Below are 13,479 nucleotides of genomic sequence, written 5' to 3'. Positions count from 1 at the left end.
AAAACGATCACTCGTCATGTTTGGGAAGACGCAAAAGAGTGGGCACGTCAAAACCGTTTAAGTGAAAGGGGCAAACAACTGTATAAACGACGGAGTCAGACCATTGAGCGCAGCTTCGCTGACGCCAAAGAACTTCATGGGCTTCGTTATGCACGCTACAGGGGGCTTGCCAAAGTCAGAGAGCAATGCCTCCTTATTGCCGTGGCTCAAAACATCAAAAAAATGGCCTTGCTCCTCTCGAAGAGAGGAAAAGGCTTTGTGATCCGCCTAATTTACCAAATCTGATTTCCTTTATCTGTTTATTTCCCATAAACATGCAACCCCTGGCGCTTTTCTTGCGAAAAGAGCCAGGGGGTTTGTCATCAATCTCAGCCCCCTGGTCGGGGGCTTTTTTTTGGTCAGGACTGACCTTCTTGCTGGACTTGCTTTTCCGCCTTGATGTGATGCCACAGGAAATAGGCCAATCCGCCCCACAAACCGGCGGCGCCGAGCAAAAACATGATCCACGCCGAAACGCCCATCACGCATTTCCTCCTTCCTGCCGCAATCTCGTGAAGTACAGGGCACCGATCAGGATGATTCCCAACACGCTCCACCCGAAGGCGAGCAGCCCGCTGTAGGGATAATCTTCATAGGGCTTGCTGAACTCGTTGAGCAGCGTCATCAACAGCATGCAGGTGAGCAGGACCGGCGTGATCCACCGGAGGCAGATGTTCCACCAGCCCCCGAGCCGCACATAGGAAATCCGGTTGGCGTGCTCGCGGTATTCGCCCAGTTTCCCGGCAATCCATGCGACCAGAATCACTTCAAGCAGCCCGCCGAGGACAATCCCGTACTGGTTGGTGAAATGGTCCACCACGTCGAGGTAACGGAGCCCCCCGCTGGTCGTATAGAGCAGTCCGACCAGGAAAGCGAAACCGCACACCCAGTTGACCGCGCTTTTGCGGGACAGGTGGAATTTTTCCCGGACCGCGGCGACAACAGGTTCCAAAATCGAAATGGCCGATGTGAACCCGGCGAAAAGAAGCGACCCGAAAAACAGCACCCCGAACAGGGAATTCCAGAAGGGAAAGGCGTTGATCACCTGCGGGAAGACGACAAAGGCCAAACCGACCCCCGCCGTTGCCACTTCCTCCACGGCAACCCCCTGCACGGCCGCCAAAAAGCCCAGGGTGGCGAAAACCCCGATGGCGGCCATAAATTCAAAGCCGCTGTTGGCCAACCCGGCGATCAAGCCGGAGTTGGTCAGGTCCGTCTTGTCGGGCAGATAGCTGGAGTAGGTAATCATGATGGCAAAGGCGATGCTGAGAGAAAAGAACACATGGCCGTAGGCCTGCACCCACACCTTCGGATCGGCCAGGGCCCCGAAATCCGGGGTGAACAGCACATTCAACCCCTCAGCCGCCCCGGGCAGCGTCACCCCGCGGATCGTGATGATGATCATCATGGCGATCAATACAGGCATCAGGATTTTGTTGGCCACCTCAATCCCGCGGCTCACGCCCCGCTGCATGATCCAGTAGGTGACGGCCCAAACGATGACGAAGGGAATGAGGACCTTCCACTGAATGCCTCCGAATCCCCAGAAACCCTCGGAAATGCTGAGATAATGGTTGAAGAAGAATCCTTCCGTGTCCTCTCCCCACTGGGTTCCGAAGGAATAGTAGGTGTAGCTGAGCGCCCACCCGAGAATCGCCATGTAGTACGTGATTACAAAAAAGGCCACGATAACCTGCCACCAGCCGATCCATTCCGCTCCTCTGCGAATTTTTCGAAATCCGAAAGGCGGAGAAGCCTTATATTTGTGGCCGATCACGTACTCCAGGAGCAAAATCGGAATCCCCGCGGTCAACAGGGCGACGAAATAGGGAATCAGAAAGGCGCCGCCTCCGTTTTCATACACCACGTACGGATAACGCCAGATGTTTCCCAATCCGATCGCCGAACCGACCGCGGCAAGAATAAAGCCCGCTTTAGACGCCCAACGTTCTCGCTGTTCCATAAACCATCTCTCCTCCACTCCACAAGTCATATTAATATTTTGTTTTTTTCTACATACGGAATACCATATTCGACAATACTCGACAAATTTCCTTCTTCAGAAAAAGGGTAATCCTTGCCAAAAACAAACTTGTCCGTCCGCTTCCCCAAAAAGCTGCATCTCCCGAGCAAAGTCGGCCCGGGAGATGATCTCGGCCCGCATCTCCACATTTTTCAGGAAAGACTGCTCGCGGTGCCGCCCTGGCTGTCCGTTTCGCTCAGATCGTCCAACCGGATCGCCTTCAACTGGTGCAGCACGATTCCCTCTCCCCCTTGAAACTGCACCCGGGAAGGGCTGACGGCCGGAATCGGACCGACGGCTCCCCTCTTGTTTCTCCCGCTGTTCTCCATGACGGTGACGTAGAGGGGTTCGTCCGGAATGTACACCATTTCAAGAACATATCGTTTGCCCGGCTCGACGGGAGGGGTTGTCCGATCCTGACCGCTTAGGAGGGGGTCCTCTCCATCCGCTTTTTCCAAAAACAGAACCTTCCCCTGCTCGTCTATGTATATTCCATATCCACGCCGCTGCTCTTCCGACACCAAGGCGAGGGTGAAGGAACGATTATCCACCCGGGTCAGCTCCGCCCGGATCCGGACCGGTTCCCCCTCCGGCAGGCCGAGGGAATACACCTGGCTTGCATCATCCAGCCGGAGCTGAGAAACGGTGGCCAGCCGGCGGGGTTCGGCTTCCAGGTTCAACGGTTCGGACATCGCCGTGTTCGATGTGAGCTGAATCCCCAGGAGGGCGCCGAACACCACCAGAACCGCCGCCGCCACCGGATACAGCCACTTCTTCAAGGGGTTTTTCTTCTCCGGCAGCTGAATGCGGGTGGATTCCGCGAGCGCCAATACATCGTGAATGGTGTTGGCGGGATCGAAGCAGGCGGCGATCAGCCGCCTCAATTCCGGAGGGATGTCCTGATGATCCTCGATCGACCGGCGCACATCCCCTTCCGGTTCCTTTCCGGTCAGCAAAAAATAAAGCAGTTCCCTCCACTTTTCATGAAATCGAGGCGGTGACAACTTCTTGAAATTGAGGAACAGGACATACGGGTTGTTTTCGTCCATGATCACGTTTCTCGGATCCAACGTGGTGGTCATCGGAAGGGGAAGATTGTACAAATCGACCATCGTCCTCAACAACCTGCGAAAAATGCGAAGCGCTTGGATGGGTGGCATCGGATGGTCCGGATCCACAAGCATGGAGAGGGGTTCCCCGATCATGGGCGGATGAACCAAAATGATCCGCCGATGTTCCTCGATGACGTCCTGGATGGGGGCCACATGGGGATGATCGAAATTTCGCAGCACCTCCCGGATTCCCGGGGGAACGAAGTGATTCATTTCGATCTCCTGGAGAAAAACCTGCCTGCCGTTCGGCTCCTTGGCGAGAATTAATTTTCTGTTAAAAAAATGGATGGTGTCCAGGACCTGAAATCGTTCATAATACCGCCCCGCTGCTCGGTTTTCCGACTGCATCGATGCACTTCCTTCCCACAAACAGATTTGCTCCGGCGGAGAAGCGGCAACGAAAAACGAAAAGAAGTCCTCTCCTTTGTCGCCCTAATGCGAAAAAATATTCTTCTATCAATGTAGCATAATTTCAGGATGACATACAGGGCATTAAGCGACGTTCTCGGTTTGATTCATCAATATCGATATGCTACACAATGATGCGGCCGATTGGCAATTCCGCTCCGGGCTGGAACCCGGCTTCTGTCCGGATTTGCCGCATAGAAAGGCGCCGATCGCGTCAAAATATAAAAAGATTTGACTCGGATCCAAAAAACGGAATTCCCCGCGCGCCCCTTCGCACCGCGAAGGATGCGGCAAACGGACGGGAGGTGAAGACTTGTCCCTTCGCAGAGGAGTGATCGCCGCCGTCACCCTTTTGTTTCTGTTGATGAACGCCGCCTGCCAGCTGACCGAACGGCCGGAACATCGGGAAGGCCTGTCCAACGACAGCCGCTCCTACAGTTACGTCTCCTATCAGAAGGACTATATCAAACGGGCGGCCCTCCAGACGCCGGGGGTAAAGGAGGCGGAGGTGTACTACACCGGTCGCCGGCTGATCGTGAAAATCACGCCGAAGCCGGAGGTGCGTCCCGACCGGTACGATGCCCTCCGGCGGGAAGCCCGCAGGAGAATTGCCGCCTCCGCCCCGAGAAACCCCGTTCACATCGTCATCGATCGGAAACGGTAACCTTCTCCGCGGAAGCAAAAAGGCCTCGCCTCCAAAAGGGCGGGGCCGTTAAAATGGGGCAGGCATCCCGGGTCAGATGCCCCCGAAATTTTCCCGTCGAAAGCGTTCGGAAACCGCGCGGATCCCTTCCATCCCTTGAATGTCTTTGGGTTCCAGAGGGATATGCAGAAGGGGAAGGTCGCCGAAGCGTTTCTCCACCTCCTGCAAATGCACCTTTTCCTGTTCCCGGCGTTGGGCCAAAAAAGCGCCGTCCGCCTGTTCGGGAATCACCCGGTTCACCACGACCCCTCCGACGGGAATCCCATATTTGTTCAACAGATTCCGGGCCTTGAAAGCTTCCAGGATGGACAGCCTTTCGGGATTGACCACGAAATAAAAGGAAGTGAAAGACGGATCGAGAAGCCGCTTCCGGGCGAAGGCAAACCGGTTTTTCCGCCTCTGGAGCAATGCGTACACCCGGTCCTCCGGTTGATCGTCATCGGCCAGTCCGGAGGCGTTGTGGAGCATCTTACGCAACTCGCGGGTTTTTCTGCGGCGGGCGAGCATCCCCTCGATCCAAACCCCCATCAGTTCCGGCAAAGAGAGCAGTCGCAGGGTGTGACCGGTCGGAGCGGTGTCAAACACAATCCGGTCGTAAGCCCCTTCCGCCTCCAGGATCACCGACACCATCTCATCGAAGAGCGCCGCCTCATCCGCCCCCGGGGAAGCGGCGGCAAAATCCATCTGCCGCTCCACCTCGTTCCACAATCTGGGCGCCGCCAGACCCCGCATATTTTCTTTCGCTTCCTCCAGATAACGGCGGGAAGCCCGCTCCGGATCGATTTCCCGCACATAGAGGAAATCGCGTACCTGACAGGCCTCATCCCCGGTCCGCACATTCAGCAAATCGCCCAGGGAATGCGCGGGATCCGTGGAGACCAGGAGCGTCCGCCGTCCCTTTTCCGCCAGCGCCAAGGCATAGGCGGCGGAGCAGGTCGTTTTTCCCACTCCGCCCTTTCCGCCGAAAAAGGCGATCCGTTCACCCGTGTGTTCCTTCACATCCGACGACTCCTTCTGTTTTTCCGAACCGGTTCCTAGCAGCATCGAAAACCATCCAGGGGCGATTTCTCCATTCCCATGCGCCGGTGCCAATCATGGAAATCCTCCAGCATGAAGGGGATCAGCTCCAGGGTGTAGTAAGAGACCGGATTGGGAATCCCCAGCATTTCGGAAAACGCCAACAGCTTGAAGACATCTTCTTCGTCCCGGATCTCCCGTTTCATCGTCCTGCGGTAGGGGACGAAATACATTTCCTCGTAGAAGTTCTTGACCTGTTTAAGATGCTTACGCCATTTCGAAAGGAAGGTTCGGCTCAACGGAAATTTCCTCCCTCCGGCTCATGTCGAAAGCCGGTTTTCTTGTCTCTGGCGGTTCACCGCCAGCAGCCCCTCCAAGATCAGCCAGGCATTCAGAGCCAGAATGATCGTTCCGATCACCACCAGCAGGGTGTTCCCTTGGCGGGTGAAATCGATGATGCTGAGCACCATGCTGGACATGGTCATGGCGACGATAAAGATCAGCGGAATCAGGGAAACGAGAAAGTTCCGCCCCCAGCGCCACAAAATGAGCGTCAGCACCAGCAGGGACAAACCGGCCGTCAGCTGGTTGGTCGTCCCGAACAGGGGCCACAGGATCATTCCTCCGGCTCCCGGATTGGAGGGATCCGCCAAAAAGGCCAGAGCGGCACAGGTGATCAGTGTGACGACGGTGCTTATATTGATGTTTTGCAGGGATTTGATCTTATATTGTTCCCCGATCTCGGACAGGATGAACCGCTGCAGCCGCATCGAGGTGTCCAGAGTGGTCGCGGCAAAGGCGATCACCATGATGGAGATGAAGGTCGTCCCGATCTCCGCGGGAATCCCCAGGTTGGACAGGAAGTTTCCGGCCCCCGTCACAAAGGCGGCCGTCCCGCCCGCACTGGCCGATTTCCAGCTGCCATAATGTTCGTTCCAGGCATCCAGGGAGGCAAAGCCCGCCGCGGTGGCCATGATGGCGGCAAGGGCCAGCATGCCTTCGCCCATCGCTCCGAAGTATCCGACAAAGCGGGCATCCGTTTCCTTATCGATCTGCTTGGAGCTGGTTCCGGAACCGACCAATCCGTGGAAACCGGAGATGGCGCCGCAGGCAACCGTGACGAACAAGAGCGGCAAAAGCGGCGGCGCATCCGCCGGGGCCTCCCGGAACGCGGGGGCGATGAAGTCCGGATTGGTGGCGAACAGCCCCAGATAAATGATGATCAGCCCCAAAAACAGCATGTGGGAGTTGATGTAATCCCGGGGTTGCAGCAGCAGCCACACCGGCAGGCGGGAGGCGATGGCCCCGTAAAGGAGCATGATCAGCACCCACCAGGCCGTGGAGGAAAGGTCGCCGATCTCCTTCGGCAGCTCCACCGGAAAGGCCGCCCCGACGAAAATAAAGGCGAACAGGAGGAAAAGGGCGACGATGGACGGCCAGAACAGTCCCACTCCCCGCTTGTACACCAACACCCCGACCGCGATGGCCACGGGCACCTGCAACCAGTACGGCAGCACGCTGGCCGGGAAGGCGGTGAACAGATTGGCGATGGTCACCGCAAAGACCGCGTTGACCAGAACCAGCAGGAAGAAAATGATCAGCAAAAACAGGTTTTTGGCGCGGTCGCCGATCACCTTGCGGGTGATCGATCCGATCGACTCGCCCCGGTTGCGCACCGAAGCCCACAGGGTGCCGAAATCGTGCATCCCCGCAAAGAAAATCGTCCCCAGGGTCACCCACAAAAGCGCCGGCCCCCAACCCCAGATCATCGCGATGGCCGGCCCGACGATCGGCGCCGCCCCCGCCACTGAACTGAAGTGGTGCCCCCAGAGCACAAACTTGTTGGTGGGAACATAGTCCACCCCGTCGTTAAATTCGTGGGCCGGGGTGCGAAAATTGGGATCCAGCCGGAACACCTTTTCGGCGAGATACTTTGAATAAAACCGATATCCCAGAAAAAACAAAATAAGTACGCCAATTGCGACAACTATCGGGCTCATTCTTGACCCCCCTGTTCAATTCAGAAAGTGGACGCTTTGCACATAATTATCGTAATCTGAATCATCCAACTTATCAAGGGCAATCCCTCCCCTGAAAAGGAATTGATTTCCATTTTAGGGCGCCCGGCTGCGCGTTCCGCCGAACCCTACAGAAAACCCCCGCGAACGCGCGTTCACGGGGGGCTTGCGTGCAGGGATTGCCTTCCCTTTATCTCCTCATGTTCCATTCATCGGAGGCATAGCGGTTTTCCGCCAGTTCCTCCGCCAACTTTTGTTCATAGGGCGTCAGCTCTCCTTCGACGAGTCGGACGCCCAATCCGCGGGCAAACCCTTCGGCGAAGGCCTCCTCCGCCTCCTCCGGGGTCACCGGCGACCGGCGAAGCTGGTTGATCGCCGCCGCCTTGTCCAAAAAGGTCCGCTTCATCCGCTCCTTGACCCGTTCCGAAGGGAACCTCAGCACATCGAACAGCAGATCCACATCCAGATCAAGCAGAATGGACCCGTGCTGCAAGATCATTCCCCGCTGCCGGGTCTGGGCGCTTCCGGCCACCTTCCTCCCCTCCACGACCAACTCGTACCAGGAAGGGGAATCGAAACAGGCGGCGGAATCGGGGGAGCCGCTTTGCGCCGCCTTTCCCTCGAGGGAAACCATCTCCGCCGCCAGTCCCAGCAGGCGGAACCCCTCCAAAAGCCCCGTGCTGATCACCCGGTAGGATTGAATCACCGAGGAGGGCATCCCCGGAACATCCTCCGCCACGATGACGCTGTAGGTCAGTTCCTGATCATGCAGCACGGCCCGGCCGCCCGTGGGCCGCCGCACAAATCCCAATCCCCGGTCCTTCAGCCGCGCAAAATCCACTTCGCGGGCTGCCCGCTGAAAATATCCGATGGAGAGGGTGGGGGGATCCCATCCGTAAAAGCGGATCGTCGGCGGAGCCTTGCCCTCCCCTCCGGCAATGAGAATCGCCTCATCGATGGCCATGTTTTCGGCGCCGCTCCTTTTTCCGGTGCGAAGCAGGCGCCACTGCTGTCCCGTCGCCAATGCGCGTCACACTCCCAGTCATTGTCCACCTCCCATTGTAGCCGGATGTCCGGGGCCGCTCAACCGCGGCCGGCCGACTTCCACCGCTCCTTCAGCCACCGCACCGTCTTCTCCACCGTCTTCTCGAAGGGGGTGGGGGAATATCCCAACTCCCGCGCGGCCTTGTCGGAGGAATAATAGAGCTTCCGCCCGGAAAGCTTGGCCAGATCCCACGCGAGGGCCGGTTCCCCGCCGCTCAGCATCGCCGCCGCCTCCGCCGCCAGCGATAGGGGAATCGCCACCGGCTTGCGGAGGAGGCGCATCCTCCCCCCATGTCCCCCCGCCTCGGCGATTTTTTGGAACGCCTCCAGGAAGGACAGGTTGGTTCCTCCCAACAGGTACCGTTCTCCCACCCTTCCCTTTTCCGCGGCCAGCAAATGCCCGCGGGCCACGTCCTCCACATCCACCAGGTTCACCCCGCCGTCGGGAGCGATCCTGAGCCGCCCCTTGGCCACCGCGGCAAAAAAGGAGGAGCTGTAGGTGCGGATGCCGATGACGACCGTCGGATTGACCACCACGGCGGGAAACCCTTGCGCCGCCCGGGACAAAACCGCCTCCTCCGCCTGGCGCTTGGCGATGGCGTAGCCCACGTTCAGGTCGTATCCGTTGAAGGGAAACGTTTCATCCGCCGGCTGCTCGGAATCGGGAAGGCCGACGGCGGCCGCGGAACTGGTGTAGACAAAGCGCTTGACCCCGCTTCGCTCCGCCTCGTCGAGGAGATTTCGGGTGGCTTCCAAATTGTTGGCAAACATCCGCTTCCGCAGGCGTCGCCCCCAGGTGACGTCCCCGGCCACGTGAAAAACCCAGTCCATTCCCCTGCAAACGTCGCGAATCGTCTCGGGGCGGGTCAAATCGCCCGTCACGCAGCGGATTCCCTCCGGCAGATCGATCAACCGGGAGGTGGGACGATGAAGCAGGGTGATGTCGTGTCCCTGTTCATGCAGGTGATAAAGCAGGTTTCTTCCGACAAAACCGGTTCCGCCCGTTACCAGCACGCGCATTCCGCCACCCCCTTCAAATCATCCGCCGCCCCGCCAGCCACAGGCCGGCGTCGACGGTGATGCATGCGCCGTTGATGTACTCGGCCCGGTCGGAAAGGAGGAACGCCACCACATCGGCCACTTCCTCCACCCGTCCCAGCCGGCCGAGGGGAATGTGGTCCAGCAGTTGTTTCCTCATGTCGTCGGAGAGAATCAGCTTCTCGGCACCGCCGGTGTTCTCGATCGGTCCCGGGGCCACGCAGTTGACGCGGATTCCGTACTTTTTGCCCCACTCCACCGCCAGGGTCTGGCTCATGGCCAGCACCCCCGCCTTGGCCGCCGCGGAATGAACCACGCCGGCACACCCCGTCCAGGCATAGGTGGCGACGATGTTGACGATGGAACCCTTCCCGCCGGAGGCGATCCAGTCCTTCGCCACCGCCTGGGAGCAGTACCAGGTCCCGTTCAACACGATGTTGATCACCGCGTTCCACCCGTTGATGGACAAATCCTCCGCATGGACGATGAAATTGCCCGCCGCATTGTTGATCAGATGGTCAATCCGGCCGAACCGCTCCTTGGTCTTTTTCACCATCTCCGCCACCTGATCCGGATTTCGGACATCCATGGGGATGGTCAACACCTGGCCGTCAAAGGTTTCGATCTCCTCCCTGGCCCGGTTCAGTTTTTCTTCGTTTCGGCCGATGATCACCACATGGGCTCCGTCCCGGCACAGCCTGGCGGCGATCCCTTTCCCGATCCCGCTGCTCCCGCCGGTGACGATCACGGTTTGTCCCTTCATGTTTTACCTCCCGCCCTGATGCTCTAAAACGACTCCCTTGCGCAACGATGTCCCTTTCGGCATCGCTGTTTCAAATTTCAGTCTCCTATGAACATCCTATTGTCATCGGAAAAGGCTTGTCAACATCCCGGCCCGGAACCCTTGCGTACAAAAAAAGATCTCCCCCCAGGGAGAATCTCCCCCCAGGGAGAAAGAGCCTTTTGCGACGGAAGCCGAAGGGCTCAATCCTTTTTCAATTTATCCGCAAGCCGGTTTCCGAGGGTTTGCAATCCTTGAACCAGCAGGATCAACAATCCCACGGTGAAATACATGACGTCCGCCTGATATCGCAGATGTCCAAAACGGTATGCCAAATCCCCCAGTCCTCCTCCGCCGACCAATCCCGCCATGGCTGTGGCTCCGATCAAACCGATGGTGGCGATGGTCAGGCCCAAAACGATGGAAGGCCTCGCCTCGCGAATCATCACGTGCCAGATGATGTCTCTGGTCCGGATCCCCATCGCTTCGTAGGCCTCGATCACTCCGCGATCCACCTGGAAGAGCGCTTGCTCCATCAATCGGGCGATATAGGGAGCGGTGTAAACGACGAGGGGAACGATCACTCCTCTGACCCCGATGGTGGTACCCGCAACCCATTTCGTAAACGGCAAGATGAAAAAGAGGAGAATGATAAAGGGAACGGAACGGATCATATTGATGATCAAATTGAGAATCTGGTAAAGGAGCGGATTGGACCAACTTTTCCCCGGACGGGTCAAAACCAACAGCACTCCCAAAGGCAGTCCGATGACAACGGAGAAGAACAGGGAGATGCCCACCATTTGAAACGTCTGCAGCGTCGCTTCCCAAAGGGTGTCCCCCCATCGGTCAAGAAATCCGCCGATTGAAATCTTCACGCCCATTCACTCCTTCGATCCGAACCCCCTGGTTTTGCAAAAAGAGCATCGCTTGTTCAATTTCCTTCTCATCCCCTGTAAAGTGAACCACCCACCTGCCCAGGGTTCCTTCCCTGAGGTGAAGAATACCCCCCGAAAGGATATGGGGAAACACGTTAAACCTCTTGCCCACCTGCGTCAAGACGGTCTCTCCGACGGGGAAGCGGACGAACAGGGAGACGAGCCTCCCGGTTTCGTACCGTCGATCAGACGGCGCCTGGGGTAATTGGACATGGAACAGGCTGTTGACGAATTTTCTCGTCGTCTCATGGACCGGGGAAGTGAAGATTTTCAGGACCGGACCGGATTCGACGATTTGACCCTTTTCCATGACCGCGACGCGATCGCAGATTTTTTGAATCACGTTCATTTCATGGGTGATCAGGAGGATGGTGATCCCGAATTCCTCATTGATCTTCAACAGCAGTTCAAGGATCGCATCGGTGGTTTCCGGGTCCAGGGCGCTTGTCGCTTCATCGCACAGCAGCACCTCCGGCTCATGCGCCAGCGCCCTGGCAATCGCCACCCGCTGTTTCTGTCCGCCCGACAACTGGCTCGGATAATCATCGCGCTTGTCCTTCAATCCGACGACATCCAAATATTTTTCCACCCGCTCCTTGATGTTCTTCTTCGACACTCCCGAAAGTTTCAGTGGAATCGCAATATTTTCATAAACCGTTGCCGTTTTCAGCAGGTGAAACCCCTGGAAGATCATCCCGATCTTCCGCCGGGCATCCCTCAGCTGTTTGGGCGACAGAGACATCAAATCAACCCCGTTCCACAGCACCGTTCCGGACGTGGGACGCTCCAGCAAATTAATGCAGCGGATCAACGTGCTCTTCCCGGCCCCGCTGTGCCCGATCACGCCGAAGATCTCCCCCTTTTTCAGTTCGAGGGAAACATTTTTGAGTGCCTCCACTTTCCCCTTTTTTGTGACAAAGGTTTTTGACACGTTGATCAGCCGGATCATCGTCCTCCCCCTTTTCAAGAGCGGCATTTTTCCGGTTACCAGGAAGGAACCACGGAACCTTTAAAGGTCTCTTCCACGAAACGCTTCACCTCTTCCGAATGGTAGGCCTTGATCAGCTTCTGGATCACCGGATCATCCTTGTTCTCCGTCCGCACCGCCAGCACATTCACCCAGGGGGAATCCTTCGGCTCCATAAAAATGGCGTCGCGGGTGGGCAACAAACCGTGTTCGACGGCAAAGTTGGTATTGATCGCGGCGGCGGCAAATTCATCCAGCTGGCGGGGAATCTGCGCCGCCTCCAGTTCGACCAACTCCAGGTCCAACGGGTTTTCCACGATGTCTTTCACCGTCGCTTGGATGCCGATGCCTTTCTTTAACTTGATCAGCCCGGCCTGTTCAAACAGGAGCAGCGCGCGCGTCCCGTTGGTCGGGTCATTGGGCAGACCGATTTTGTCTCCTTTTTTCAGCTGCTTCAAGTCCTTGATCCTGTTGGAGTAAATCCCCATCGGAAAGTTGACGGTATCGGCAACCGCCACCAGGTCCAGATTCTTGTCCTTTTTCATTTGCTCCAGGTAGGGCTCATGCTGAAAGGAATTGACATCGAGTTCCCCCTCCGCAAGGGCGATGTTCACCATCGGATAATCGTTGAACACCTTGATGTCGATGTCCAATCCGTCCTTGGCCGCCACCTCTTTGACCTTTTCCATGATCTGTTCATGGGGACCTGCCGTAACCCCGACCACCAACCGATGCGCGTCCAACGGTTTTCCGGCATCGGCATCGGTGCCGCAGCCGACCGCCGCAAGCAAAAGGACACTGATCAGTACCGACTGGACGAAATTTCTCACGGGTCATCCATCCTTTTCTTAGTATTTTGATGAGAATAACAGGAATTATGACAACGCCCGGGCGGGGGGTCGCACCCGAAAAAACCATGAAAAATGCCCCTCTGAAAGACAGAGAGGCATGCAACGACCATCTTCTTCCCGCCTCTCTTATCTCTCAAAACGGATTCACCGTTTTGCAGGAATTAGCACCTTTCCCGCTCAGCGCAAGAAGGTTGCCGGGCTTCATCGGGCCAGTCCCTCCGCCTACTCTGGATAAGAGCGCAGCGCCATATTCACATGTTATTCACATAAGAATTGTTTGGATTTATTATAGGAAAACCGAGGCGCGGCGTCAACTTTTTTCAACGGTCAGCCGGACGTGCATCTGGGACCGGATATCTTTCCGACCCAATGGCAGACACAGGGGAGATTCTAACGACCGCCATGATCGGCGCATGCAAGCCGGCAATGGGTTGCAATATGGGATGCAACCCGGCTGCAGCACCAAGAGTGCCGGGATGATCGAGACTCCTGACCACGATCGTCAACCGATTATTCATCGCCGCCTTTGGTGAAAGTCCG

At 57.2% G+C, this 13,479-nt stretch carries 14 protein-coding genes and 1 riboswitch; of the genes, 2 read left to right on the top strand and 12 right to left on the bottom strand.

Annotated elements, in window-relative coordinates:
- A partial coding sequence (locus BM063_RS13275) for a transposase (RefSeq protein WP_143085360.1) occupies window positions 1-285 on the top strand: 285 nt, incomplete at its 5' end.
- A gap of 113 nt (window positions 286-398) precedes the next feature.
- On the opposite strand, the gene BM063_RS17350 is transcribed toward BM063_RS13275, so the two are convergent.
- The 3 genes from BM063_RS17350 to BM063_RS13265 all read right to left on the bottom strand — a co-directional run bounded on the left by BM063_RS17350 (window position 399) and on the right by BM063_RS13265 (window position 3,522).
- Window positions 399-521, bottom strand: a complete 123-nt coding sequence (locus BM063_RS17350) for a MetS family NSS transporter small subunit (RefSeq protein WP_143085359.1) — start codon at window positions 519-521, stop codon at window positions 399-401.
- Window positions 521-2,002, bottom strand: coding sequence for a sodium-dependent transporter (locus BM063_RS13270; protein ID WP_092039872.1), 1,482 nt, complete (start codon window positions 2,000-2,002; stop codon window positions 521-523). Before BM063_RS13270 ends, BM063_RS17350 begins: the two co-directional genes overlap by 1 nt.
- A gap of 212 nt (window positions 2,003-2,214) precedes the next feature.
- Window positions 2,215-3,522, bottom strand: coding sequence for a serine/threonine-protein kinase (locus BM063_RS13265; protein WP_092039868.1), 1,308 nt, complete (start codon window positions 3,520-3,522; stop codon window positions 2,215-2,217).
- A 373-nt stretch (window positions 3,523-3,895) separates the two neighbouring features.
- On the opposite strand from BM063_RS13265, the gene BM063_RS13260 reads away from it, so the two are divergent.
- Entirely contained in the window at window positions 3,896-4,246 is a 351-nt protein-coding gene (locus tag BM063_RS13260; protein ID WP_092039866.1) for a hypothetical protein, read from the top strand.
- Window positions 4,247-4,318: 72 nt separating this feature from the next.
- Here the strand turns inward: BM063_RS13260 and BM063_RS13255 are convergent, their stop codons facing one another.
- The 9 genes from BM063_RS13255 to BM063_RS13215 all read right to left on the bottom strand — a co-directional run bounded on the left by BM063_RS13255 (window position 4,319) and on the right by BM063_RS13215 (window position 12,918).
- Window positions 4,319-5,329 (bottom strand): ArsA family ATPase, encoded by a 1,011-nt coding sequence (locus BM063_RS13255; protein WP_092039863.1) that lies wholly within the window; start codon window positions 5,327-5,329, stop codon window positions 4,319-4,321.
- A complete protein-coding gene (locus tag BM063_RS13250; RefSeq protein ID WP_092039888.1) occupies window positions 5,320-5,535 on the bottom strand; it encodes a cory-CC-star protein in 216 nt (71 codons plus the stop codon). Before BM063_RS13250 ends, BM063_RS13255 begins: the two co-directional genes overlap by 10 nt.
- An 87-nt stretch (window positions 5,536-5,622) precedes the next feature.
- The gene (locus BM063_RS13245) at window positions 5,623-7,302 is read right to left on the bottom strand and encodes a carbon starvation CstA family protein (RefSeq protein WP_092039860.1); all 1,680 of its coding nucleotides are present in this window, start codon (window positions 7,300-7,302) and stop codon (window positions 5,623-5,625) included.
- 208 nt (window positions 7,303-7,510) lie between these two features.
- On the bottom strand, window positions 7,511-8,284 hold the full coding sequence (locus tag BM063_RS13240) for a lipoate--protein ligase family protein (protein WP_092039885.1): 774 nt from the start codon (window positions 8,282-8,284) through the stop codon (window positions 7,511-7,513).
- Window positions 8,285-8,403: 119 nt separating this feature from the next.
- Entirely contained in the window at window positions 8,404-9,384 is a 981-nt protein-coding gene (locus tag BM063_RS13235) for an NAD-dependent epimerase/dehydratase family protein (protein ID WP_092039858.1), read from the bottom strand.
- A 13-nt stretch (window positions 9,385-9,397) separates the two neighbouring features.
- Window positions 9,398-10,165 (bottom strand): 2,4-dienoyl-CoA reductase, encoded by a 768-nt coding sequence (gene fadH / locus BM063_RS13230; RefSeq protein ID WP_092039855.1) that lies wholly within the window; start codon window positions 10,163-10,165, stop codon window positions 9,398-9,400.
- Between the two features lie 221 nt (window positions 10,166-10,386).
- Window positions 10,387-11,055, bottom strand: a complete 669-nt coding sequence (locus tag BM063_RS13225) for a methionine ABC transporter permease (protein WP_245752274.1) — start codon at window positions 11,053-11,055, stop codon at window positions 10,387-10,389.
- The gene (locus BM063_RS13220; RefSeq protein WP_092039850.1) at window positions 11,033-12,070 is read right to left on the bottom strand and encodes a methionine ABC transporter ATP-binding protein; all 1,038 of its coding nucleotides are present in this window, start codon (window positions 12,068-12,070) and stop codon (window positions 11,033-11,035) included. Before BM063_RS13220 ends, BM063_RS13225 begins: the two co-directional genes overlap by 23 nt.
- 35 nt (window positions 12,071-12,105) lie before the next feature.
- Entirely contained in the window at window positions 12,106-12,918 is an 813-nt protein-coding gene (locus BM063_RS13215) for a MetQ/NlpA family ABC transporter substrate-binding protein (RefSeq protein ID WP_092039844.1), read from the bottom strand.
- Between the two features lie 144 nt (window positions 12,919-13,062).
- A riboswitch (SAM riboswitch) is annotated at window positions 13,063-13,177 on the bottom strand.
- Window positions 13,178-13,479 lie beyond the last annotated feature (302 nt).

This window comes from Planifilum fulgidum, from assembly GCF_900113175.1.
Taxonomy (GTDB): Bacteria; Bacillota; Bacilli; order Thermoactinomycetales; family DSM-44946; genus Planifilum; species Planifilum fulgidum.
The sequence above is the reverse complement of the archived record's forward strand: the minus strand, read 5'-3'. Positions and strand labels throughout refer to the sequence as shown.

Bases quoted from the DNA above. Each gene is read 5' to 3' on its own strand.
- BM063_RS17350 (WP_143085359.1), bottom strand. From the start codon at position 521: ATGGGCGTTTCGGCGTGGATCATGTTTTTGCTCGGCGCCGCCGGTTTG.
- BM063_RS13270 (WP_092039872.1), bottom strand. From the start codon at position 2,002: ATGGAACAGCGAGAACGTTGGGCGTCTAAAGCGGGCTTTATTCTTGCC.
- BM063_RS13265 (WP_092039868.1), bottom strand. From the start codon at position 3,522: ATGCAGTCGGAAAACCGAGCAGCGGGGCGGTATTATGAACGATTTCAG.
- BM063_RS13255 (WP_092039863.1), bottom strand. From the start codon at position 5,329: ATGCTGCTAGGAACCGGTTCGGAAAAACAGAAGGAGTCGTCGGATGTG.
- BM063_RS13250 (WP_092039888.1), bottom strand. From the start codon at position 5,535: ATGTATTTCGTCCCCTACCGCAGGACGATGAAACGGGAGATCCGGGAC.
- BM063_RS13245 (WP_092039860.1), bottom strand. From the start codon at position 7,302: ATGAGCCCGATAGTTGTCGCAATTGGCGTACTTATTTTGTTTTTTCTG.
- BM063_RS13240 (WP_092039885.1), bottom strand. From the start codon at position 8,284: ATGGCCATCGATGAGGCGATTCTCATTGCCGGAGGGGAGGGCAAGGCT.
- BM063_RS13235 (WP_092039858.1), bottom strand. From the start codon at position 9,384: ATGCGCGTGCTGGTAACGGGCGGAACCGGTTTTGTCGGAAGAAACCTG.
- fadH (WP_092039855.1), bottom strand. From the start codon at position 10,165: ATGAAGGGACAAACCGTGATCGTCACCGGCGGGAGCAGCGGGATCGGG.
- BM063_RS13220 (WP_092039850.1), bottom strand. From the start codon at position 12,070: ATGATCCGGCTGATCAACGTGTCAAAAACCTTTGTCACAAAAAAGGGG.